The sequence below is a fragment of the Mycobacterium persicum genome (assembly GCF_002086675.1).
Taxonomy (GTDB): domain Bacteria; phylum Actinomycetota; class Actinomycetes; order Mycobacteriales; family Mycobacteriaceae; genus Mycobacterium; species Mycobacterium persicum.
In genome coordinates this window covers 15,775-37,924 of the sequence record NZ_MVIF01000034.1, presented here as the reverse complement: position 1 = coordinate 37,924, position 22,150 = coordinate 15,775, and the positions used below count along the sequence as shown (strand labels likewise).

General features: G+C 65.9%; 20 protein-coding genes. 11 read left to right on the top strand and 9 right to left on the bottom strand.

The window, feature by feature from the left end; translation table 11 throughout:
* Nucleotides 1-49 precede the first annotated feature (49 nt).
* Complete coding sequence (locus BST40_RS12900) at nucleotides 50-682, top strand: TetR/AcrR family transcriptional regulator (RefSeq protein ID WP_075545112.1); 633 nt, start codon at nucleotides 50-52, stop codon at nucleotides 680-682.
* 117 nt (nucleotides 683-799) lie between these two features.
* Here BST40_RS12900 and BST40_RS12895 read toward each other — a convergent pair whose 3' ends face one another.
* The 5 genes from BST40_RS12895 to BST40_RS12875 form a co-directional block, all read right to left on the bottom strand.
* Nucleotides 800-2,299: a PE family protein gene (locus BST40_RS12895; RefSeq protein WP_083154446.1), complete on the bottom strand. Its 1,500-nt coding sequence runs from the start codon at nucleotides 2,297-2,299 to the stop codon at nucleotides 800-802.
* A gap of 366 nt (nucleotides 2,300-2,665) precedes the next feature.
* Nucleotides 2,666-4,201: a PE family protein gene (locus BST40_RS12890; protein ID WP_083154444.1), complete on the bottom strand. Its 1,536-nt coding sequence runs from the start codon at nucleotides 4,199-4,201 to the stop codon at nucleotides 2,666-2,668.
* Nucleotides 4,202-4,334: 133 nt separating this feature from the next.
* Nucleotides 4,335-5,816 carry a PE family protein gene (locus BST40_RS12885; RefSeq protein WP_075545115.1) on the bottom strand — a complete coding sequence of 494 codons (1,482 nt, stop codon included), beginning with the start codon at nucleotides 5,814-5,816 and terminating at the stop codon, nucleotides 4,335-4,337.
* A 177-nt stretch (nucleotides 5,817-5,993) separates the two neighbouring features.
* Entirely contained in the window at nucleotides 5,994-7,502 is a 1,509-nt protein-coding gene (locus BST40_RS12880; protein ID WP_075545116.1) for a PE family protein, read from the bottom strand.
* 136 nt (nucleotides 7,503-7,638) lie between these two features.
* The gene (locus BST40_RS12875; RefSeq protein WP_075545117.1) at nucleotides 7,639-8,529 is read right to left on the bottom strand and encodes an alpha/beta hydrolase; all 891 of its coding nucleotides are present in this window, start codon (nucleotides 8,527-8,529) and stop codon (nucleotides 7,639-7,641) included.
* Nucleotides 8,530-8,685: 156 nt separating this feature from the next.
* Here BST40_RS12875 and BST40_RS12870 point away from each other — a divergent pair, with 156 nt between their 5' ends.
* Nucleotides 8,686-10,032, top strand: a complete 1,347-nt coding sequence (locus BST40_RS12870; RefSeq protein ID WP_371686707.1) for an FAD-binding oxidoreductase — start codon at nucleotides 8,686-8,688, stop codon at nucleotides 10,030-10,032.
* 15 nt (nucleotides 10,033-10,047) lie between these two features.
* Here BST40_RS12870 and BST40_RS12865 read toward each other — a convergent pair whose 3' ends face one another.
* Nucleotides 10,048-10,596 carry a TetR/AcrR family transcriptional regulator gene (locus BST40_RS12865; protein ID WP_075545118.1) on the bottom strand — a complete coding sequence of 183 codons (549 nt, stop codon included), beginning with the start codon at nucleotides 10,594-10,596 and terminating at the stop codon, nucleotides 10,048-10,050.
* A gap of 147 nt (nucleotides 10,597-10,743) precedes the next feature.
* Between BST40_RS12865 and BST40_RS12860 the strand changes: the two genes are divergently transcribed.
* Entirely contained in the window at nucleotides 10,744-11,625 is an 882-nt protein-coding gene (locus BST40_RS12860; RefSeq protein WP_075545119.1) for an acyl-CoA thioesterase, read from the top strand.
* Between the two features lie 4 nt (nucleotides 11,626-11,629).
* Nucleotides 11,630-12,544 carry an LLM class F420-dependent oxidoreductase gene (locus tag BST40_RS12855; protein WP_075545120.1) on the top strand — a complete coding sequence of 305 codons (915 nt, stop codon included), beginning with the start codon at nucleotides 11,630-11,632 and terminating at the stop codon, nucleotides 12,542-12,544.
* Nucleotides 12,545-12,558: 14 nt separating this feature from the next.
* Here BST40_RS12855 and BST40_RS12850 read toward each other — a convergent pair whose 3' ends face one another.
* Nucleotides 12,559-13,260 (bottom strand): DUF427 domain-containing protein, encoded by a 702-nt coding sequence (locus BST40_RS12850; protein WP_075545121.1) that lies wholly within the window; start codon nucleotides 13,258-13,260, stop codon nucleotides 12,559-12,561.
* A 376-nt stretch (nucleotides 13,261-13,636) separates the two neighbouring features.
* On the opposite strand from BST40_RS12850, the gene BST40_RS12845 reads away from it, so the two are divergent.
* Together BST40_RS12845 and BST40_RS12840 are read left to right on the top strand one after the other, a co-directional pair.
* Entirely contained in the window at nucleotides 13,637-14,806 is a 1,170-nt protein-coding gene (locus BST40_RS12845; protein WP_075545122.1) for a CaiB/BaiF CoA transferase family protein, read from the top strand.
* A gap of 173 nt (nucleotides 14,807-14,979) precedes the next feature.
* Nucleotides 14,980-15,537 carry a hypothetical protein gene (locus tag BST40_RS12840; protein ID WP_075545179.1) on the top strand — a complete coding sequence of 186 codons (558 nt, stop codon included), beginning with the start codon at nucleotides 14,980-14,982 and terminating at the stop codon, nucleotides 15,535-15,537.
* A gap of 21 nt (nucleotides 15,538-15,558) precedes the next feature.
* On the opposite strand, the gene BST40_RS12835 is transcribed toward BST40_RS12840, so the two are convergent.
* Nucleotides 15,559-16,665: an alcohol dehydrogenase catalytic domain-containing protein gene (locus tag BST40_RS12835; protein WP_075545180.1), complete on the bottom strand. Its 1,107-nt coding sequence runs from the start codon at nucleotides 16,663-16,665 to the stop codon at nucleotides 15,559-15,561.
* Between the two features lie 14 nt (nucleotides 16,666-16,679).
* Between BST40_RS12835 and BST40_RS12830 the strand changes: the two genes are divergently transcribed.
* Together BST40_RS12830 and BST40_RS12825 are read left to right on the top strand one after the other, a co-directional pair.
* Nucleotides 16,680-17,222 (top strand): acyl-CoA thioesterase, encoded by a 543-nt coding sequence (locus tag BST40_RS12830; RefSeq protein ID WP_075545123.1) that lies wholly within the window; start codon nucleotides 16,680-16,682, stop codon nucleotides 17,220-17,222.
* 78 nt (nucleotides 17,223-17,300) lie between these two features.
* The gene (locus BST40_RS12825; RefSeq protein ID WP_036399218.1) at nucleotides 17,301-17,741 is read left to right on the top strand and encodes an SRPBCC family protein; all 441 of its coding nucleotides are present in this window, start codon (nucleotides 17,301-17,303) and stop codon (nucleotides 17,739-17,741) included.
* Here the strand turns inward: BST40_RS12825 and BST40_RS12820 are convergent.
* Nucleotides 17,738-18,457, bottom strand: coding sequence for a GntR family transcriptional regulator (locus BST40_RS12820; protein ID WP_075545124.1), 720 nt, complete (start codon nucleotides 18,455-18,457; stop codon nucleotides 17,738-17,740). The two genes, BST40_RS12825 and BST40_RS12820, sit on opposite strands and share 4 nt — an antisense overlap.
* Before the next feature lie 147 nt (nucleotides 18,458-18,604).
* Here BST40_RS12820 and fadD5 point away from each other — a divergent pair, with 147 nt between their 5' ends.
* The 3 genes from fadD5 to BST40_RS12805 all read left to right on the top strand — a co-directional run bounded on the left by fadD5 (nucleotide 18,605) and on the right by BST40_RS12805 (nucleotide 22,148).
* Entirely contained in the window at nucleotides 18,605-20,254 is a 1,650-nt protein-coding gene (gene fadD5 / locus BST40_RS12815) for a fatty-acid--CoA ligase FadD5 (protein WP_083154443.1), read from the top strand.
* 246 nt (nucleotides 20,255-20,500) lie between these two features.
* Nucleotides 20,501-21,277, top strand: coding sequence for an MlaE family ABC transporter permease (locus tag BST40_RS12810; protein WP_036395893.1), 777 nt, complete (start codon nucleotides 20,501-20,503; stop codon nucleotides 21,275-21,277).
* Between the two features lies 1 nt (nucleotide 21,278).
* On the top strand, nucleotides 21,279-22,148 hold the full coding sequence (locus BST40_RS12805; protein WP_075545126.1) for an MlaE family ABC transporter permease: 870 nt from the start codon (nucleotides 21,279-21,281) through the stop codon (nucleotides 22,146-22,148).
* The last annotated feature ends 2 nt before the right edge of the window (nucleotides 22,149-22,150 follow it).

Here is a 22,150-nt window from a genome sequence, read left to right as displayed (position 1 = left end):
CCTTGATTCGGGGCGCCGGGCTCCGCGGGCAGCGAGATAGCGAGTACCGATGCCACAAACGCCGTCCGAGAATGGGCTTTCGCGCCGTGAGGAGTTGCTGGCCGTTGCCACGAAGCTGTTTGCTGCCCGCGGTTATCACGGCACCCGGATGGATGACGTCGCCGACGTGATCGGGCTGAACAAGGCGACGGTGTACCACTACTACGCCAGTAAGGCGCTGATCCTGTTCGACATCTATCGTCAAGCCGCCGAGGGCACGCTGGCCGCCGTGCACGACGACCCGTCCTGGACGGCGCGCGAGGCACTCTATCAATACACCGTGCGGCTGCTCAGCGGTATTGCGCGCAATCCGGAACGGGCCGCGGTGTACTTCCAGGAACAGCCCTACATCACCGAATGGTTCACCAGCGAACAGGTGGCGGAGGTTCGCGAGAAGGAAGCCCAGGTCTACGAGCACGTCCACGGCCTCATCGACCGCGGCATCGCCAGCGGCGAATTCTACGAATGCGACTCCCATGTGGTGGCGCTAGGCTACATCGGGATGACGCTGGGCAGCTACCGCTGGTTGCGGCCGAGCGGCCGCCGCACCGCCAAGGAGATCGCGGCCGAATTCAGCACCGCGTTGCTGCGCGGGTTGATTCGCGACGAGTCGATCCGCAGGAATTCTCCGCTGGGACCGTAGCCCTGATACCGGCGCACGAGCGACAACTGGGCGGTTTACGGCGCCGACGGCCATCGGGCGGCGCCACGGGTTTGCGGGGTTCGCGACCTATGCCTGTGCGCACGCTAAAGAAATAGCTCAAGGGGATGGCGGAAACGCAAAAGGAAACAGCTGTTCGACGGGCGGAATCAATTTCAGTATCGACCCGACATTGCGGGTGAACAGAGATATACCGGTCACGGTTGGCTGGCCCACGAAGAAGTTCACGTTGGTGTCCAAGGACGGAAGGAACGGATAGGCGTTGGGCTCGGCGGAGGCCGGCAGCACCCCAATATCGACGAGCGAAGCCTGGACTCCCTCGACCGCGCCACTGACCAGGTCTGTGCCGACGGCGACGGGATTCGGGATACCGAACAGACCGGCCGGGGTGGGGACATTCGCGTAGTCCTGGCCGTTTCCCCAGTCGGTGTAACCAAGGTCGACCAGCACCCGCAGATCCGGCTGGACGAGGTCGGCGAGCGGGTTACCGATGAACGGAATGGCGCGCAGCGGGTCGAGCAATGGCATGTTCTGGGTCATGAACATGTAGTAGTGGGTGTTGCCGGTATAGCCCGGAGACGTCGGCAACGGAACCGCGTCGGCAATGTCGAGGTTTGGATACAACTCGTGCTGGCCGGTGCTCATCAAGGCGTTGAGGTCGGCCAGGAGGTTGAGTGGGTATTGCGGGAAGTCGCTGGTCGGGTCATATTGGGTGGCATAAATTGAGGTCGGGTAGGGCGAATTCGGCGGCGTGGCCTCGGTGAATGTTATGTCCAGGAACGGAATGTGCAAGCCGGGAAATCGGGTAAAGAATCCCCCATTGGGAGTTGCGGGATTGCCGGCCAGCACGAACGACAGTTGGCTGGGATTCGGTCGCACGTCAGGGGGCAGGGCCATGAGGGTAGCTATTTCATTGGTGGCCACCACGGCGCTTTGCGAGAAGCCGAAATCGATGACCTTGTTACCCAGACTGAGCTGAGATGTGATCGCAGTGTTCAGATTAGCTACGCCTTGGGCGACGGACTGGTCGAGCGTCAGGTCACCTTGAAATATGGTGAGCGGCCACAACTCTGCGGGGTAGCTCACCCCCGACGCGATTGCCCCCGAGAAGAAGGGCTGAATGTACGCATTGTTGATCAGCGATACGTAGACAGGGAAGGGTTCCGGGTCAAAGGTGCCGCCCATGACGAGCGCGTCCGCCAAGGCAGCCGGAGCGGCCAGCAATGTCCGTGCAGTGGTGGCCCTGGCGGCCACTGGGCGCAGCAGGTCTTGAACACACGTGCCGAGTCCGCCGAGAGCGTTGGCCACCGTTTTGGCGTTGCCGGATTCGGCTTGTGCATAGGCGTTCGCCGCGGTCGCCAGCGTCTGGGTGAACTCGTCGTGAAATGCGGAGGCTCGCCGCAGAACTGCTTGCAGCTGCTGGCCGTAGGTACCGAAGAGTTTCGCGATGGCTGCCGACACTTCGTCTTGGGCCGCCGCCAACACAGTGGTCGTCGATCCCGCCGCGGCCGCTGCGGCCGCGATGATTGCCGAACCAATCTGCTCGGTATTCGTGGCCGCCGAGAACAACATCTCCGGGGCGGCGATGAGGTCGGTCACCCTGTGTCCTCCCCTGACAGTCCCGCACTTTTCACCGGGAACTAGTGTGTTCCTGGTGCGCCGGGAAATGGGGTTTTGCCTGGTCAGCGGGGAGATTATAGCAAGACGCTGGCCTCGCGACGACGGTACTCACTCCCATGAAGACGTACCGCGTCTCGTGTCTGCTGTCGTTCGCGTCCGAGCATGGCTTGGCCGGCGTTACCAGCTATGAGCGAACGTAAATCTGTTCTGCCGTCGGGCCCGGTGTCCTTGCGAGCGCGACGGGCGCTACGGCAGCCGCCGTGATCAGCGCGCGACGCGCCTCCGCCGTGGGGACTGCTGGCGCCCGGCGCCAGCAGGAGTCCTTCGGCTTACACCGCAGCTGCGCTACTGGAGCAACGGAAGGATTAGCGGAATCAACGGAAGTGCTAATGGAGTCAGCAGCGGCATGTGGTGGATAGGTGGAACCAAGTCCAGCAGCGGCCCGACGGCCCGAGTAAGCAACGATATGTCTGTCGCGGTTGGCTGGCCCACGTAGAAATTCACGTCGGTGTCCAAGGCCGGAAGATATGGGTATTCATTCGGCAGTGCGGATTGTGGCAATGCTCCTATTTCCACGAGCGAGGCTTGGATACCCTTGACGGTGCCATCGGCCAGTTCTCTCCCGACGACGAATGGGTCGGGGATGGAAAACAGGCTGGCCGGGGTTACGACATTCGCGTAGTCCTGGCCGTTTCCCCAGTCGGAGTAGCCCAAATCGACAAGTACCCGCAGATTGGGCTGGATGAGCTCGGCGAGCGGCTCGCCCACAATGGGGATGGCGCGAAGCGGGTCAAGTAATGGCAGATCCTTGGTCATGAACATGTAGTACTGGGTGTTGCCGTTATACCCCGGAGACGTCGGCAACGGCACCGCATCGTTAACGGCGAGAATTGGATACAACTCGTGCCGTCCGGTGCTCATTAGCGCGTTGAGGTCGGCCAAGAAATTGAGCGGGTAGCGCGGGAAGTCGCTGGCCGGGTCGTATTGGGTGGCGTAAATGGTGGTCGGGTAGGGAGAATTCGGCGGGGTCGCTTCGGTGAATGTTATGTCCAACCAGGGGATGGTAATACCTGGAAATCGGGTGAAGAAGCCGCCATTGGGTGTCGCGGGATTGCCGGCCAGCACGAACGACAGCTGGCTGGGGTCGGGCCGGATGCCAGGGGGCAGCGCCATGAGTTCGGTGATGACGTTGGTGGAAACCACAGCGCTTTGGGAGAACCCGAAATTGACGACGGGATTTCCCGAGCCGATCTCAGAATTGATCGCATTAGTCAGATCCGTCATGCCCTGGGCGACGGACTCGTTGAGCGTCAGGTTGCCTTGAAATATGCTGAGCGGCCACAACTGGGCGGGGTAACTCACTCCCGTCGGGTTCGCCCCGGGGAAGAAGGGCTGGATGTAGGCGTTGTTGATCAGCGATACGTAGAGGGGGAAGGGTTCCGGGTCGAAGGTGCCGCCCATGACCAGCGCCACCGTCGAGGCGGCGGGTGCCGCGGCCGCCATCACTGTCGGTCCGGCGGCGGCGTTGGGCACCGCCGGGGCAAGCAGACTCTGGACCTGCGCATTGATTCCGCCGAGAGCATTGACCACCGCGGCGGCATTGGCCGCCTCGGCCTGCGCATAGGTGGTTGCCGCGCCGGCCAGCGTCTGGACGAACTGGTCGTGAAATGCGGTGGCTTGGGTGAGTGCCGCCTGAAGCTGCTGACCGTAGGTGCCGAAGAGCTTCGCGATCGCCGCCGACACCTCGTCGGCAGCCGCCGCCAGCACATTGGTCGTCGACCCCGCGGCGGTGGCGCCCGCGGCGGTGATTGCCGAACCAATCTCCACCGCATTCGTAGCCGCCGACACCATCATTTCGGGCGCAGCGATTAGGTGCGTCATTGCACGTCCTCCCCTGACGATCTGGCGCTTTCCAGGGGGAATGAGCAAGCTGTTCTTGCACTGGAAAACGGGGGTTTCTGCCGGTCAGCGAATACGTGATATTAGCAAGGCGCAAGCCCCGGTATGGGCGGAATCAATCCCACCACGGCGGAATCCATCCCAGATCTCTGGCCGCGGTGCCCAGTGCCCCGGTTAGCAGGGACAGGCCGGTCACGCTCGGCTGACCAACAAAGAAGTTCAGACCCGGGGCCACGGACGGAGCGTACGGATACCCAGTCGGTATGTAGGAGGGCGGCAACCACCCGAGATTCACCAGGCTGGCTTGGACTCCCTGCGCCGCGCCCTTGGCCAGGTAGTAGCTGACGGCGAACGGGTTGGGAACCGACAGGAACGAGGCCGGGGTGGGAATGTCCGCATAGCTCAGACCCGGCCCGTAGTCGGAGTAGCCCAAATCGACGAGCACCCGCAGGTCCGGCTGGACCAGCTCGGCAAGTGGCGTCCCCACATAGGGAATCGGACGAATAAGGCTGGTCAGCGGTAGCTTCTGAGTGAGACCCAGGAAGTAGTCGGTGTTGCCGGTGTAGCCCGGGGAAGTCGGCAGGTGCACAGCGTTGGCAACCTGGTCCGGCGGCAAGCCGACGTAGAAATGGGTACCGTCGACTATTCCGATCACGGCGTTGAGATCCGCCAGGAGATTGAGCGGGTATTGCGGGAAGTTGCCGGTGCCGTCGTACTGGTTGGTGTAGATGACAGTTGGGTAGGGCGAATCCGGCGGCGTCGCGCCGTTGAACAGCACATCCAGGACCGGCACGTACAGGCCGGTGAAGCGTTGCAGGACACCGCCGTTGGGATTGTTCGGGTTGCCGGTCAGCACGAAGCCCAGATCGCTGGGGCTCGGCGGGGTGACCTGGGCCATCAAATGGCGTATTTCGATGGTGGCAATCACCGCGCTCTGCGAGTAGCCGTAAACGACGGCGCTGTTGCCCAGGGTGCTGAATTGGGTAGTGAGCGCGTTGCTCAAAGTAGCCACACCCTCGGCCACTGAACGGCCGAACGTCAGGTTGCCCAGATTCGGAGTGGTGGGCCAGAACTGCTCGGGCGTGTGCAGGGCATCCGAGAGAAAACCCGGGAAACGGGGCTGGATGAACAGTGTCTGGGCGCCTGTCACATACATCGGATCGGGGTCCGGGATACCGGTGCCGCCCATGATGAAGGCGACCTGCGCGCCGATGCTGGTTATCGACGGCGGGTTGATGGCACCGGCGCCGGCATTGGGAAGCAGCGGGGCCAACAGGGCCTGGAGTTGCGTCTCGAATGTGTTCAGCGCGCTGCACGTCGTGGCCTCGGCTTGTGCGTAGGCGTTCGCCGCCGCGGCCAGTGCCTGGGTGAACTCGGTGTGAAACTCGGCAGCATGGGTGACGACAGCCTGGTACTCCTGACCGAATGCGCCGAACAGCGTCGCGATAGCCCTCGACACTTCGTCTTCGGCCGCCGCCAGCAATCCGGTCGTGGGTCCGGCCGCGGCCGCGTTCGCGGCGTATAGCGCCGCCGCGATCCCGTCCAGATCAGTGGCGGCCGTCGCCACCATTTCTGGCGCAGTGAGCAAATACGACATCGCCACGTCCTTTGCAAACTGGGTCCCTTCCGGCCGGAAAACGGAAAGGGCCGAAACCGCGGGGGTATCAGGTATGAGCTGAGACTAAAGCGGTCCCGCCGGGAAGTCCGGCGATTCCACGTTTCCGACGGACCTGAACTTCCGGAACTCGTGGCGACCAAGCCGCGCGTCGTCGTCTCACGGGAAGACCGGCGGCGGAATCAGATGCAGCAGCGACCCCAGGCCCCCGCTCGCCAGGGACAGCAACGTCACCTCAGGCTGGCCGATATAGAAATGCAGGCCCGGATTGATGGACGGAATCCACGGATAGGCCTGGGGGAACCACTCCGGGCCCCAGAATCCAGCTTCCACACCGATTTCCACCGCGGCGGCGTAGGGCGCCTGCAGACTTCCCAGGGCCAGGTAGTAGCCGACGGCGAACGGGTTGGGAATCGAGAGCAGCCCGGCCGGGGTCGGAACGTTCGCATAATTCGGTCCGTAGTCGGCGTAGCCCAGGTCGACGAGCACCCGCAACTGCGGCTGGAACAGGTCGGCGATCGGCGGTCCGGCATAGGGAATGTCGCGAATCGGCTGGACCAGCGGCAGGTCCTGAGTCAGCAGCATGAAGTACTGGGTGTTGCCGGCGTAGCCGGGAGAGGTCGGCAACGGCACCGCATTAGCGATCTCGCTGGCCGAGAGCGTCGGATATGTGTTGTGCACATAGAAGTAGCCCATGAAGGCGTTGATGTCCGCCAAGATGTTGAGCGGATAACGGGGAGCGTTGGCGATGCCGTCGTACTGCGCGGTGTAAATGGTGGTCGCATAGGGACTGTTCGGCGGGGTCGCACCATTGAACGGCACATCCAGGAACGGGATGTAGAAGCCGGGGAAGCGGGACAGCAGCCCGCCGTCGGGCGTATTGGGATTGCCGATCATGGCGAACGAGATGTCGCTCGCATGGGGGGAGCCGGCCCCGATGAGCGCGTTGATTTGATTGTTGACGATGGTGGCGCTCTGCGAATAGCCGAACGCGACGACCTTGTTTCCCAGTGCAATTTGGGCGTTGATGGCGTTGTTCAGGTCCACTACGCCTTGAGCGACGGACTGGTTGAACGTCATGTTGCCCAGTTGCGGGGTAACCGGCCAGAACTGCTCGGGGGTGAAGAGCGCCTTCGGAATGGCCCCGGGGAAGAGGTGCTGAATGTATTTGACGTTGATTCGATTGAGGTATTTGGGGTCGGGGTCGGGGTTTCCGGTGCCGCCCATGATCAGCGCAACCTGGGAAGCCGCGGCCGGAACCGCCGTCAGCGCGCTGGATCCGCCGGTGCCGACGCCCGCGCTGGTCAACAACGACTGGATCGGTGCGGTGACCGCGGTGCGCGCATTCGACAGCGCCCCGGTCAGCGCCGCGTTCAGCAAAGCCGCGTTGGCGGCCTCCGCTTGCGCGTAGGCACCTGCCGCGGCGGCCAGTGCCCGGGTGAACTCGTGATGGAATGCGGCAGCCTGCCTGACGACCGCCTGGTACTCCTGCGCGTAGGCATTGAACAGCGCGGCCGTAGCGGCCGAAACCTCGTCACCGGCGGCTGCCAGCAGATTGGCCGTCGGCCCGGCGGCCGCCGCGTTGGCGGCGCCCACCGCCGCGGCGATGCCGTCGACCTCGGCCGCGGCAGACGCCAATAGCTCCGGGGCAGTAAACACATGCGACATCTCCCCGTCCTTCCCGCCAACGGGTCCCGCCCTGTCCCGCCGCAACTAGCCGCAACCGCGGGTATTGGGTAATTACAGAGGGTAGAGCGGTCTTGCCGGGAAGTCTGGCGTTTGCCCGTATCGGCCAGGCTGGGGACTAACCGCTTTTCAGGTGCCTGTCGAGGAACGCGATCTGGTCGGCGACGGCGCGCTCGAAAGCACCGTCGACATAGATGGCGAAATGCCCCTCGGGATACACCTTGACCTCACCGCGGGGAGCTTTGGCGGCGTAACGCAGGGTCGGGCCGGCGGGCGCCACCGAGTCGGTCTCGCACACGCAGAACAGGATGGGGCAGCGGACCTTGGCGGCCAGCCGTCCCGGACGATAGGTGAGGACCCGCAACGCGATCCGGGCGGCGATCTCGTTGCGCAACTCCACACCCTCGGGCACCAGCCTGAGATAGCCCTCGTAGGCGTCCGCGGCGGTCATCACCGCAACCTCGCCGGGCTTGCCGACTGTGGGAACGAGCACCGGGGACCGTCCGGCCAGGGCGCCGACGACGTCGCGCAGCGCCAGTGCGGTGAGGCGCGCAACGGTCGCCGGGTTGATCGCCCGGACGGAGGCGACGCCGTCGGTGAACGGGCACTGCGCCACGGCGGCGGCGATACCCGGCACCCGGGCCGCCGTGGCGATGACGTGCCCGCCGCCAAAGGAAGTGCCCCACAAGCCGATTCGGCTCCGGTCGATCCCCTCGATGGTGCGCGCATAGGCCACGGCCGCCGTCCAGTCCGCAAGCTGCATACCGATGTCGAGCAGCTGGCGGGGCTCGCCCTCGCTGTCACCGAAGTTGCGGTAATCGAACACCAGACAGGCGTAGCCGGCCGCACTGAATCGTTCGCCGTAGGCGTCCAACCGCATGGTGCGTACCGCACCCAGACCGTGCGCCATGACCAGCAGCGGCGACGGGCCGCCGCCGGTGGGGCGGTAGAGCCACGCGCCGATCCGGTCGGCGCCGGAGGTGAAAGAGACGTCTTCGCGTTCGGCCACAGCGCCTCCAGCACGTGTTCGTCAGCCCGCCGGATGATGGACTACGGTCGGGAAACGCTACCGGATCGCGGCTTGACGGAGGACACCCATGGCGATTCACGTCGCTCATGTCGGCGCCGGAAACGTCGGTCGGCTTGATGAGGCTTCGCGCGCGTCATGAGCATCCTGGGTGGCCTCTCCGCTGCCGTCGGTTCGAGCCACGTGACCACCGACGCCGACGTGCTCGCCGCGCGCAGCGTCGACCACACCGGCCGCTACCGGGGCCGGGCCAGTGCGCTGGTGCGGCCCGGCTGCGCCGAGCAGGTCGCCGAGGTGCTGCGGTTATGCCGGGACGCCGGGGCCTACGTCACCGTGCAAGGCGGTCGCACCTCCCTGGTGGCCGGCACCGTTCCGCAACACGACGACGTGCTGCTGTCCACCGAACGGCTCTGTGCGGTAGGCGATGTCGACGTCCTCGAACGCCGTGTCGCGGCGGGTGCCGGTGCCACACTGGCGGCGGTGCAACACGCCGCGACGGCGGCGGGGCTGGTGTTCGGTGTCGACCTGTCGGCGCGCGATTCCGCGACCGTCGGCGGGATGGCCGCCACCAACGCCGGCGGCCTGCGCACGGTGCGCTACGGCAACATGAGCGAGCAGGTGGTGGGTCTGGACGTGGCGCTGCCCGACGGCTCCGTGCTGCATCGGCACAGCCGGGTGTGCCGCGACAACACCGGCTACGACCTGCCGGCGCTGTTCGTCGGCGCCGAAGGCACGTTGGGCGTCATCACCCAGCTGGATCTGCGGCTGCATCCGGCTCCGTCGCATCGGGTGACGGCGATCTGTGGGTTCGCCGACCTCGACGCGCTGGTCGACGCCGCACGGGTGTTGCGCGACGCGGACGGAATCGCGGCACTGGAATTGGTCGACGGCCGCGCCGCCGCGCTGACCCGCGAGCAGCTGGGGCTGGCCGCTCCCGTCGAGGGAGACTGGCTGCTGCTGGTGGAACTGGCAGCCGACCACGATCAGACCGATCGGCTCGCCGGGCTGCTCGCCGGGATGCCGCACTGCGGCGAACCGGCGGTCGGCGTGGATAGCGCTGCGCGGCAACGACTGTGGCGCACCCGGGAAGCGCTGGCCGAGGTGCTGGGCGGCTATGGGCCACCGTTGAAGCTCGACGTTTCACTGCCGTTGCCGGCGATCGCCGGATTCGCCCGGGACGCGGTCAGTCTGGTCCACGCCCATGTCGCCGACGCGCTGCCGGTGCTGTTCGGCCATATCGGGGAGGGCAATCTGCACCTCAACGTGCTGCGGTTGCCGCCGGAGCGCGAACCTGCGCTGTATCCGGAGCTGATGGGACTGATCGCCGAGTGCGGTGGCAACGTCAGCTCCGAGCACGGCGTCGGCAGCCGCAAGCGCCGGTACCTGGGGATGTCGCGGGAGTCCACCGATATCACCGTCATGCGAACCCTCAAGGCGGCGCTGGACCCGACCGGCTATCTCAACGCGGCGGTGCTGTTCGAATAGCGGCGCGGTTGGCCCTCATTCGGCTCCCCTGATGCCGACGGCGTGACGCAGCTGAGCCAGGAACTGATCGGCGTCGTCGCTTCGAACGATGTAGTGGGAGATCGCGACCCGGATTGCCGTCGCTGCCTTCACCGCGGCATTGGGGCCGGGAAGCAGCCGCTGCAAGCCGTCACGCATCTCGGGTATGACGCGGGACATCTGCGCGATGACCAGCTCCGGTTCGATATCGACCATCCGGACCCCCGAGTAGGAGTACTGGTAGTCGACGATGAAACGCAGTGCGGCATCCAGCCTTTCGACGCCTTTGAGCCCGGCCGTCGCGTCGGCCAGTCCGCTTTCGAAGTTCTGGCGCTCGTAGCGCGAAAATGTGGAGAGCAACTCCTCTTTGGAAGCGAACCAGCGGTAGAGGGTCGGACGCGAGACCCCGGCCTGGGCCGCGACCTCCGAGAGGCTGAGCTTGGTCTTGCCGCTGCGGCCGAGCACCTCCGCGGTGGCCGCCAGGATCCGCTGACGGGTCGAATTGTCGGTCTCGGTCGCAGCTGTTGCCCCAAACGCCTGGCTCATGCCTCAAACTTTACAAAGCATTGGGCAAGTGTCACGTGGTTTCGCCGGTGGCCCGGGGACGCGACGCAATCGGATAACCTTTACAAACTTAGCTCAAAGTGTCACGCTGGGCCGTGAGTTGGCGTTGTGAGCAAGAGGTGAACGCAGTTGACGACAGATTCTGAACAGGCCCAATGGTCGGTCGATCGGCTGCTCGAACTCTTCGAGGTGCGGGCCCAGGGCGCCGATCGGTTCAGCGCCGAAACCGGCATCGCCGGGACGGACGGCCGGCAGGTGGTGGAGGGCACCCAGGTGCTCGCACAGGCAATCGTCGCTGTGGCCAAGCGATTCCACGGTAAGGCGGTGCGGTCGGCGCACGCGGTGTTTTCCCGCGCCGTCGCGGTCGGTCCGCCGGTCGAGTTGCTCCTCGACGTGGTGCACCAGGGCCGGTCCACCGCCACCGCCGTCGTCTCGGCCCAGCAGGACGGCCGGCGCTGCATCACCATGACGGTCCTGGCCGACGTCCCCACCGGCGACGTAATCCGCCATCACCTGCCGCGGCCCGTCGTCGCGGCGCCCGCGCACGCCAACGTCTCGCAGATGCCGATGATCGGGCGCGAGTTGCGACTCGTCGACGTGGTGGACGTCAACAGTCCCGACGAGGTGGGACCACCCGAGTTGTACGCGTGGTTGCGCTACGACCCCATCCCGGCCCGTGACGACCTGGCCAAGGCGCTGGTCGCGTATTTCACTGGCCACCTGGGCATTTCGACCACCATGCGGGCGCACCCGGGCATTGGTACCAGCCAGGCGCATCTGACGGTGTCCACCGCGCCGATGACGATCTCGGTGGCCTTCCACGAACCGGTGCGCTGGGAGGGCTGGTTGCTCTACACCCACGAGAGCACCCAGGTCGGCGCCGGAATGTCGTACGTCCGCGGCACCGTGCACACCGAGGAGGGCGTACTCATCGCCTCCTTTGTCCAGGAGGCGATGATCCGGCCGCTGCGCATCACCGACACGGCGATCGACGCCCGGTCCCGGTTCTAGCGCTATGCGCTTCGCCGTCACCCACCCGATGCACAGTCATCCCTACAATCCGGAGCTGTTGTCCGGGGCCGGTATCGCGGCGATCGCCGCGGCGGCCGAAGGCGCCGGTTTTCACGGGTTCGGCTTCACCGACCACCCGGCCCCGTCACAGCGCTGGCTTCAGGCAGGTGGCCATGACGCGTTGGATCCGTTTGTCGCCATGGGTTTCGCGGCCGCCCGCACGACGACGCTGCGCCTGATTCCCAACATCGTGGTGCTGCCGTATCGAAACCCGTTCCTGGTGGCCAAGTCCGGCGCGACGTTGGACCTGCTGTCCGGCGGCCGGTTCACCCTGGCGGTCGGGGTGGGGTATCTGAAACGGGAATTCGCGGCACTGGGTGTCGACTACGACGAGCGTGCCGAGCTGTTCGAGGAGGCGCTGCAGGTCATCCGCGTGGTGTGGACCAGCGATGACATATCGTTTGCGGGAAGGCATTTCACCGCGAGTGGCATCGCCGCGCATCCCCGACCGCCGCGTCCGCCGCCGATCTGGATCGGCGGCAACACCCGGGCGGCGTGCCGTCGCGTCGCCCGCTACGGTGACGGCTGGTGCCCGTTTCCCGCCCCTGCGCGGCTGGCCCAGACCGCGGGTACCGCGGCCATCGACTCGATGGACCGGCTTGCCGACGGTATCGAGGACTTGCGGCGCAACTGCGACGCGGCCGGCCGCGACTGGTCGGCAATCGACATCACTTTCACCAACGCCGACGGGGGCAGCCCGGCGAGCGACGGCTTCAACGCCGACGCCTACCTGTCCGGGTTGGAAAAGCTTGCGGCCCTTGGCGTTACCTGGGTGCAGGTAGGGCTGCCCGGCGACAGCCTCGCTCATGTGCTGGAGACCATCGAGCGGTTCCGGACTCTGGTGATCGATGCCGCCTGACCCCTCCTCGCGGATCAGAGGACCCTTGTCGCCCCGAGAACGCGGCCCGGCAGCTCGGCGATGACATCGATGCGGGTGTCGTCGAAGCTGAGGAATCCCTTGATCGGCAGGCTTTCCGGAAACGGATCGGTATAACTCCACGCGGCGTCTTCGACGAAGATGTCATCCAGGACGGCGGACCAATATGTCGCGACGCCCTTGTAGTTGCAGTAGCTCGACGTGTCGGACTTCTGCAGTAGATCGGTGCGCACCTGCGAAGGTTCCACGTACAGCCGCGGTTCCAGCGATGTCTCGAAAACGATCACCGTGTCGTGGGTGTCCACCAGCGCCGTCCCGGCGAGGGAGACGTTGAGGTGACGGGTGGTCGGGCGGCAGTCGACCCGGTGGTACGGGTTAGGGGGATAGTGGACGAGTTTGCGGCCCTCCTCCACCCAGGTGTCGACGGCGTCCCACGGCACGTGAACATAACCGGGCGCTTGGGATTCGGGCTCGGTCGGTAGGTCGCCGACCTCGTCGTCCGGGAAAACGTAGCTGAGCGGGTGATCGCGCCGGTGCACCAGCAGCGCCCGCTCGGTGTCGATGACCAGCCGCCCGTTCCGGAAGGCCTGAATCCGGCGCGGATGCGGTTCGATGTAGACGACGTTTGCGGGTATCGGCGGACAGAAGTGTCCGGCCGGGTTCCGGCTGAGCGGACCATGTCCGGCCACCAGACTCATGAGGCTCCTCCCAACTGGGGCACCAGCGCCGCGGCCATGGTGATTGCGTCGCCGCGAGCCGCGTCTGCCAAGTGCGGGGTGCGGGCTCGCTGCTGGCGGACCGCGAAACCCGGCGACGTCGTGCTATCAGGTAAGCGTAAGTCGCGGCCCGCCGATATCCGGCACGGATTGCCGTTACCCGAAATGTGAGTGTGCTATGACGGTGTGCTCCGGCCGGCTTCTCGTTTCGAGGTAGTCGCGGGTGCGTGATGCGGAGGTGACGTTTCGTCGGACTTCGTATGTCCCAACCGCAGCCGGCGCGTGCTGCCTCGACGGGTCTTGGCCGGGCTTCGGTCCCGCAGAGGCTCGGGCAAATGAGCCGGAGTATGAATGAGCCATGGCGGGACCGGTAGCAGGCATCACAGTCGTCGAGCTCGGGGTCTGGGTCGCTGGACCGGCCACGGCCGCCATCCTGGCCGACTGGGGCGCCGACGTCATCAAGATCGAACCGCCGACCGGCGATCCGGGCCGGATGTTCGGCCGGATGCTGGGATGCGACCTCGGGGTCAACCCGCCTTTCGAAATGGACAACCGTTCCAAGCGCAGCATCGTGCTGGACCTCACCACCGCTGCCGGTCGCCGCACTGCCTTCGAATTGCTCACCGACGCAGACGTTTTCGTGACCAATGTGCGCCCCGGCGCGTTGCGACGGCTGGGGCTCGACTTCGAGGCGGTATCCGGCCACCACCCCCGTCTGGTCTACGGGCAGATCACCGGATATGGCGAAACCGGGCCCGACGCCGACCGGGCCGCCTACGACGTGGCGGCGTTTTGGGCGCGCGCCGGTGTGGCCGATCTGCTCACCCCGCCGGGCGGCACCCCGCCGTTCCAGCGCGGCGGCATGGGTGATCACTCGGCGGGCATGACCCTGGCGGCCGCCGTTTGCGCGGCGCTGCTCGCGCGTGAGCGCAGCGGAACCGGTCAACTGGTGACCACCTCGCTATACCGCCAGGGCGCCTACACGGTCAGCTTCGACCTGAACACGTATCTGCTCACCGGCCAGCCGATCGCGGTCGGACAACGCGAGTCGATGGGTAACCCGTGCATGAACAACTACACCGCCGGCGACGGGAGACGGTTCTGGATCGTCGGGCTTCAGGCGGATCGGCACTGGCCGGCGTTGTGTCGCGTCGTCGGGCGGCCGGAGTGGCTGGCCGATCCGCGGTATGGCGATGCCCGCGCCCGCGCCGCCAACGCCGTGCCGCTGATCGCCGCGCTGGACGAGATCTTCGCGACGAAGTCGCTTGCGGAATGGGCGGAAGCCTTCGCCGCCGAACCGGATTTCTTCTGGTCCCCGGTCAACACGCTCGAGGACGTCGTCGCCGACGAGCAATTCCACACCGCGGGGGGCATCGTCGAGGTGCCGGACGGGGAATCGAGCGTGCCGATGGTGGCCACGCCGGCGGATTTCCACGGCACGCCCTGGGCACCCCGCTGGACGGCTCCCGCACTGGGCCAGCACACCGCGGAAGTTCTGGCCGAACTTGCGGCCCGCCGCGGGTCTTGACGGTCCCACAAGCTTTACAAATTTGCGCGAAAGTGTCACGCTGTCGGGTGAACCGTGTCACCCGATTCGCCGAAACCGGGCCGGTCCCGGTGGGCCATTCCGGTGCGGCGGACACCCTGACAGCCGCGCCAAGCCACCCGTCCGCATGTGGTCCACGCACGAGGAATGAACCGATGATCACTCCCACTTTCGGCATCAGCGATTACCTGGCGACAGATGTGCACCGGGGGCCGCGGACCGACACGGAGTGTCTGCGTTACCGGCTCGAGGTGGTGGCCACCAGTGCTGTCGATGTGGTGCATGCCGCCGGGGGCTGGTTGTACGACCGGGTGATGGCCGGTTGGGAGGTGACGGTACTGCTGCCGGGCGGCGACGGTACCCGGCCGCTGCGGATCCTCGGGGCCCGGACCGCGGACCTGGAGACCGGACTGACCGAGCCTCGCCCATGGGGGCCATGGGGTCAGAGCCTGGCCGTCAGCGCCGCTGCGTTGGCGTCGGACGATCGCGTCCGGAACCTAATGCTCGAGGCGCTCGAGCACCGGTCGGGCGAGGTGGCGCTGTGGGGTGACGAGTGGCCTTGGGGGCTGAATCGCACGATCAGCCCGGTGCAGCATGTGCTTAGCGCGGCCGCGCGGGCGTTCAAGGGTCAGGCGCTGAAGGCGGCCGGAATCCCCTGCGGTTCGGTCGAGTCGGTCGAGACGCTGTTCAGCGATACGCAGTGGTGGGGCTAGTGCCGGCCTGAGCCCGCAGAGTCAGAACGTGATGAGCTGGCGGATCGCCGTGCCGTCGGCCAGATGGTCCATCGCCGCGTTGATGTCGTCCAACCGAATCGTCGACGACACCAGCGATTCCACCGGCAGCCGGCCGGACCGCCACAGCGACACGAACCGGGGAATGTCGCGGCTGGGAACCGCCGAACCGAGGTAGCTGCCGATCAGCGACCGGCCTTCGGCGACAAACCCCAACGGCGAGATGTTGATCCGCGCGTCGGGGGGCGGCAGCCCGACGGTAACGGTACGGCCGCCCGGGGCGGTCAGTGCGATCGCGGTCTCCAGCGCGCCGGGGTGACCGACGGCCTCGACGACCACGTTCGCCTTGACCCCGGCATCGATGGCCCGCTGCGGCGTATAGGTGTCATGGACGCCGAGTGTCGTTGCAGTGGAAAGTTTTTCCGGAATCTGATCGACACCGATGACGCGGACGTCGGGATAGGTGAGGGCGGTGAGAACCGCCGCCATCCCGACACCCCCGAGTCCGACGACGGCGACCGACTGTCCCGGTCGCGGGTTACCCACGTTGAGAACGGCGCCTCCGCCGGTCAGCACCGCGCAGCCGAGCAGGGCCGCCACCCGCGGCGGCACATCGTCGGGTACCGGGATGGCGCTGGCCCGATTGACCACGGCGTGGGTGGCAAATCCCGAGACGCCGAGGTGGTGGTACACCGGGTGGCCGTCCCGGCTGAGTTTGATAGCTCCGCCCAGTAATGTTCCGGCCGCGTTGGCCGCGCCGGCCGGCTGACACGGCGTCATGCCCTCGGTCGCGCATGCCGCGCAGTGTTCGCACCGCGGTAGGAAAACCAGCACGACTCGCTGGCCGACGACTACGTCGTCGACCCGATCACCGACCTGCTCGACGATTCCCGCGGCCTCATGGCCGAGCAACATCGGCACCGGCCGCTCCCGGTTGCCGTTGACCACCGACAGGTCGGAGTGGCATACGCCGGCGGCCTCGATGCGGACCAGCACCTCATCGCCGCCGGGCGCTTCCAGATCGAGGTCGGCAACACCGATCGGCCGCGACTCGACGTACGGGCGAGGCGACCCGATCCGCTCGAGCACCGCGCCGCGGATGTGAAACATGCTGGAATACAACCATGGCTTCGACATCGAAAGTTCCATCGGTCCCGTCGGTGCCCGAAACGCCTGCGCCGCAGAACCTCACCAGCGACGACTTCCCGGTGCTGTGGCCGGTGCTCACCCGCTGGGCTGACAACGACATGTTCGGCCACCTCAACAACGCCGTCTACTACCAGCTCTTCGACACCGCGATCAACGCCTGGATCAACACGGGTACCAACCTCGACCCGCTCTCCACGTCGTCGCTGGGCATCGTCGCCGAATCGGGCTGTCGTTACTTCTCCGAACTGCATTTCCCGCAACAGCTGGTCGTGGGCCTGGCGGTCACCCGACTGGGCCGCAGCAGCGTCACCTACCGACTCGGCGTGTTCAAGGCCGGCCAGCAAACCGACAGCGACCGGGCGCAGCCGATCACCGCGCTGGGCCACTGGGTCCACGTCTACGTCGACCGGACCACCCGCAAACCCGTTCCGATCCCGGAGGCCATCCGCTCGTTGCTGGCGACAGCTTGCGTGCGGCCCGCGCGAACCCGGCGTGAGGACGGAGTAAGGCCGGCGTGAAATAGGCCGGGCCACACCCGAAATCAGGCCGGGACCGGCACGGTCAGCGCCCGCCGGCTACCCGGGTATGCTTCGCCAATGCCAGTTTTGAGCAAGACCGTCGAGGTCAGCGCGGACGCCGTAGCGATCATGGGCATCGTCGCCGATATCGAGCGGTACCCGGAATGGAACGAAGGGATCAAGGGCGCCTGGGTGCTGCACCGCTACGACGACGGGCGTCCCAGCCAGGTGCGGCTCGACACCGCGATCCAGGGCTTCGAGGGCATCTATATCCACGCCGTGTATTACCCGGGCGAGAATCAGATTCAAACGGTCATGCAGCAGGGCGACCTGTTTCTCAAGCAGGAACAGCTGTTCAGCGTGGTGGAGACCGGCGCCAACAGCTTGCTGACGGTGGACATCGACGTCGAGCCCAGCCTGCCGGTGCCCGCGCCCATGGTGAAGATGCTGCTCAACAACGTCCTCGAGCAGCTCGCCGAGAACCTCAAACAGCGGGCCGAGAACCTGGCCACCGGCTAGGGGTACGGGGCAACCCGGTCGGCTTGGCCGAAGATTCCGTTACGGTCCAGCGTTTCGGTCAGTCGTCGTGCGGCGTCGGTGAATTGCCAGACGGTGTGCTCGGTGACCGCGGCCGCATCCCGGCGACGCAGCGCCGCGATCAGCCGCCGGTGATTGTCCACGGTGGCCGCGCCCCAGCGCGGATCGGCGGCAAACACCTGCGCCGGCATGTAGCGGGCGGCATTCAAGAGGAACCAGGCCAGCTTGATCCGGTGGCTGGCCTGGTTGAAAACGCGATGGAACGAGAACTCGAGTGTCGCGATGGTCTCGGCGTCACCGGACCCGACGGCGGCGGCCAGCCCGTCGTTGATGCGGGTCAGTTCGTCGATCTCGACGTCGGTGATCCGGGCGGTCGCCGCGGCGGCAAGCTCCCTGGCAATGGTGGCCTGCAGCCAGAAGATGTCGTCGATGTCCTGCCTGGTCAGCGGCAATACCACGTGACCGCGGTGCGGCTCCAGCTGCACCATGCCCTCACCACGCAACTTCAGCAGGGCCTCACGAACCGGGGTGATGCTGACCCCGAGTTCGGCCGCGGTCTCGTCGAGGCGGATGAACGTGCCCGGACGCAGCGTCCCCGACATGATCGCCGCCCGCAGATGGCCGGCCACCTCGTCGGACAACTGCGCCCGGCGCAGTGGCCGCCGGCTTCGCGGACGGGCGGACAGCGGAGCGTTCATGTGGCCTGCCAGGACTTTCGGGGGCGTGGCGGGGCTTTGCGGGTCTTGTTTTAGGGCCACTGGGCCCGTTAATGTGACCCAGATAACACCATGTTTTATCAAATATCAGCGTGACGCAAGCGGTGCAGGAGTGAAGGGATCGCACAGTTGACCGCGCAACTGGTCAGTGATCTGAGCCAGGCCGCAGCCGGCCTGGAGCAGCCCTATCTGGCCCGCCGGCAAAACTGGGTCAACCAGCTGCAGCGGCATGCCCTGATGCAGCCCGAGGCGACGGCACTGCGGTTTCTGGGTCACACCGTGACGTGGTCTGACCTGCGCTACCGGGTCACCGCGCTGGCCGGTGCGTTGAGCCGTCGAGGGGTCGGCTTCGGCGACCGGGTGATGATCCTGATGCTCAACCGCACCGAGTTCATCGAGTCGGTGTTGGCGGCCAACATGCTCGGGGCCATCGCGGTGCCGCTGAATTTCCGGCTCACCCCGACAGAGATCGCCTTGCTGGTGGCGGACTGCGCACCGCGGGTGCTGATCACCGAGGGGGTGCTGGCACCGGTGGCCACCGCTGTCCGTGCCATCCGACCGCTGGTGGACACGATCGTGGTGGCCGGCGGCGCATCCGACGACGCCGTGCAGGGTTACGACGATCTGGTGGACGAAACGGGGGACCCGCCCGCGCCCGTCGACATCCCCAACGATTCGCCGGCGCTGATCATGTACACCTCGGGGACCACCGGCCGGCCGAAGGGCGCGGTGCTCACGCACGCCAATCTCACCGGGCAGGCGATAACCGCGCTGTACACCAGCGGCGCCAACATCGGCAGCGACGTCGGTTTCATCGGTGTCCCGCTGTTCCACATCGCCGGGATCGGCAACATGCTGACCGGGATGTTGCTCGGTGTCCCCACCGTGCTGTACCCGCTGGGCGCGTTCGATCCCGGTCAACTGCTCGACGTGCTGGCCGCGGAGCGGGTCACCGGCATCTTTCTGGTGCCTGCGCAATGGCAGGCGGTGTGCGCCGAGCAGCAGGCAAGGCCGCGCAACCTGAAATTGCGGGTGATGTCATGGGGGGCCGCACCGGCGCCGGACGCGTTGTTGCGGCAGATGTCGGAGGTGTTTCCTGGAACGCAGATTCTGGCCGCGTTCGGCCAGACCGAGATGTCGCCGGTCACCTGCATGCTGCTCGGCGAAGACGCGATCCGTAAGCGCGGCTCGGTCGGCAAGGTGATCCCCACGGTCACCGCCCGCGTGGTCGACGACCAGATGAACGACGTCCCCGTCGGTGAGGTGGGTGAAATCGTCTACCGCGCACCAACATTGATGAGCTGCTATTGGAACAACCCGGAGGCCACCGCGGAAGCGTTCGCCGGCGGCTGGTTTCATTCCGGGGATCTCGTTCGGATGGACTCCGACGGCTACGTCTGGGTGGTCGACCGTAAGAAGGACATGATCATCTCCGGCGGCGAGAACATCTACTGCGCCGAGGTGGAAAACGTTCTGGCCGGCCACCCTGGTATCGCCGAGGTTGCGGTGATCGGCCGGGCCGACGAAAAGTGGGGCGAGGTGCCGGTTGCGATCGCGGCTGTAACGGATGCGCCCCTGCGGATCGAAGACCTAACTGAGTACCTGACCGAGCGGCTCGCGCGCTACAAGCACCCGAAGGCGCTCGAGATCGTCGAGGCCCTGCCCCGCAACCCTGCCGGGAAGGTGCTCAAAACCGAATTGCGGTTGCGCTACGGGGCTCGCAAGAGCTTCGAAAATCGTTCTGTGCCAATGCATTCAACGACTAGAGAGGACGACTGACAGGAGCTTTGCGGGCTGCCCGCTGTTGACGGAGGGTTAATTGTGAGGATGCGGTTCACACGCCGACGGCCATCAGGTACATTCCTGTGGTCTCCGTTACTACCTGCAGGTAGGGAGCCGACGGTCACACACCTAGGGATGGGGCAAGGAGGAAGGCGTGCGACATGATCGGCCGTTACGCCGCAACCCGAGCGGTCCCACGGTGAGGAGGCGACAGTGACGACGACCTCGACGCGTCCGCACCTGATGGGCTATCTGCGGGACCAGTTGGAAACGCCCCTCACACTCGTCGGCGGATTCTTCCGGATGTGTGTGTTGACCGGAAAGGCGCTGTTTCGCCGGCCATTCCAATGGCGCGAGTTCATCCTGCAGTGCTGGTTCATCATGAGGGTCGCGCTGCTGCCGGCCATCTTGGTCTCGGTGCCGTTCACCGTCCTGCTGATCTTCACGCTCAACGTGCTGCTGGCCCAGTTCGGCGCCGCCGACCTCTCCGGTGCCGGCGCGGCGATCGGAGCCGTCACCCAGCTCGGCCCGCAGGTCACGGTGCTGGTGGTGGCCGGCGCCGGGTCGACGGCCATCTGCGCCGATCTGGGTGCCCGCACCATCCGTGAGGAGATCGACGCGATGGAAGTGCTGGGCATCGACCCCATCCACCGGCTCGTCGTTCCCCGGGTCATAGCCGCGACGCTCATCGCCACGTTGCTCAACGCCCTGGTGATCACCGTCGGGCTGGTGGGCGGTTATCTGTTTGGTGTTTATCTGCAAAACGTGTCGGGCGGGGCTTACCTGGCCACGCTCACCACCATTACCGGCCTGCCGGAGGTGGTCATCGCAATGGTCAAGGCGGCGACGTTCGGACTTATCGCCGGGCTGGTCGGCTGCTACCGCGGGCTGACCGTCCGGGGTGGCTCCAAGGGTTTGGGCACCGCCGTCAACGAGACCGTCGTGCTCTGCGTGGTCGCACTTTTCGCGGTCAACGTGGTGCTGACCACGGTCGGCGTCCGGTTCGGGACGGGGCACTGACATGGCGACTTCTGCGGTATTGCGCGCCCGATTCCCCAGGGCCACCGCCAATCTGAACCGATATGGCGGGGCCGCGATCCGCGGACTGGACACGACCGGCCGACTGGCCTGGTTCACGCTGGTCAGTCTCGGGAACGTCCCGTTTGCGCTGAGCCGCTACCGCAAGGAAACCCTTCGGTTGATCGCTCAGATCGGAATGGGCACCGGTGCGATGGCAGTGGTCGGCGGCACCGCCGCGATCGTCGGTTTTGTGACGTTGTCCGGCAGTTCGCTGGTCGCCATCCAGGGTTTCGCGTCGCTGGGGAACATCGGTGTGGAGGCGTTCACCGGCTTTTTCGCCGCGCTGATCAACGTCCGCATCGCCGCGCCGGTGGTCACCGGTGTGGCCATGGCGGCAACGGTCGGCGCCGGTGCCACCGCCGAGCTGGGCGCAATGCGAATCAGCGAAGAGATCGACGCCCTGGAAGTGATGGGCATCAAGTCGGTCTGCTTCCTGGCGACCACCCGGATCCTGGCAGGGCTGACGGTGATCATCCCGCTTTATGCGATGGCGATGATCATGGCGTTCCTGTCCCCGCAGATCACCACGACGGTGCTTTATGGCCAGTCGACCGGCACCTACGAGCACTACTTCCGCACGTTCCTGCGGCCCGACGACGTCTTCTGGTCGTTTCTGGAGGCGATCATCATCACCGCGGTGGTGATGGTCAGTCACTGCTACTACGGGTACAGCGCCGGCGGCGGCCCCGTCGGTGTCGGCGAGGCCGTCGGCCGATCGATGCGTTTCTCGCTGGTTTCGATTCCCGTGGTCGTCTTGTCCGCCGCGTTGGCGCTCTACGGCGTCGACCCCAACTTCGCACTGACGGTGTAGCG

Coding starts and splice junctions, on each gene's coding strand:
- BST40_RS12900 (WP_075545112.1), top strand. CDS start 50: ATGCCACAAACGCCGTCCGAGAATGGGCTTTCGCGCCGTGAGGAGTTG.
- BST40_RS12890 (WP_083154444.1), bottom strand. CDS start 4,201: ATGACGCACCTAATCGCTGCGCCCGAAATGATGGTGTCGGCGGCTACG.
- BST40_RS12885 (WP_075545115.1), bottom strand. CDS start 5,816: ATGTCGTATTTGCTCACTGCGCCAGAAATGGTGGCGACGGCCGCCACT.
- BST40_RS12880 (WP_075545116.1), bottom strand. CDS start 7,502: ATGTCGCATGTGTTTACTGCCCCGGAGCTATTGGCGTCTGCCGCGGCC.
- BST40_RS12870 (WP_371686707.1), top strand. CDS start 8,686: ATGAGCATCCTGGGTGGCCTCTCCGCTGCCGTCGGTTCGAGCCACGTG.
- BST40_RS12865 (WP_075545118.1), bottom strand. CDS start 10,596: ATGAGCCAGGCGTTTGGGGCAACAGCTGCGACCGAGACCGACAATTCG.
- BST40_RS12855 (WP_075545120.1), top strand. CDS start 11,630: ATGCGCTTCGCCGTCACCCACCCGATGCACAGTCATCCCTACAATCCG.
- BST40_RS12850 (WP_075545121.1), bottom strand. CDS start 13,260: ATGAGTCTGGTGGCCGGACATGGTCCGCTCAGCCGGAACCCGGCCGGA.
- BST40_RS12845 (WP_075545122.1), top strand. CDS start 13,637: ATGGCGGGACCGGTAGCAGGCATCACAGTCGTCGAGCTCGGGGTCTGG.
- BST40_RS12840 (WP_075545179.1), top strand. CDS start 14,980: ATGATCACTCCCACTTTCGGCATCAGCGATTACCTGGCGACAGATGTG.
- BST40_RS12835 (WP_075545180.1), bottom strand. CDS start 16,665: ATGTTTCACATCCGCGGCGCGGTGCTCGAGCGGATCGGGTCGCCTCGC.
- BST40_RS12830 (WP_075545123.1), top strand. CDS start 16,680: ATGGCTTCGACATCGAAAGTTCCATCGGTCCCGTCGGTGCCCGAAACG.
- BST40_RS12825 (WP_036399218.1), top strand. CDS start 17,301: ATGCCAGTTTTGAGCAAGACCGTCGAGGTCAGCGCGGACGCCGTAGCG.
- BST40_RS12820 (WP_075545124.1), bottom strand. CDS start 18,457: ATGAACGCTCCGCTGTCCGCCCGTCCGCGAAGCCGGCGGCCACTGCGC.
- BST40_RS12810 (WP_036395893.1), top strand. CDS start 20,501: ATGGGCTATCTGCGGGACCAGTTGGAAACGCCCCTCACACTCGTCGGC.
- BST40_RS12805 (WP_075545126.1), top strand. CDS start 21,279: ATGGCGACTTCTGCGGTATTGCGCGCCCGATTCCCCAGGGCCACCGCC.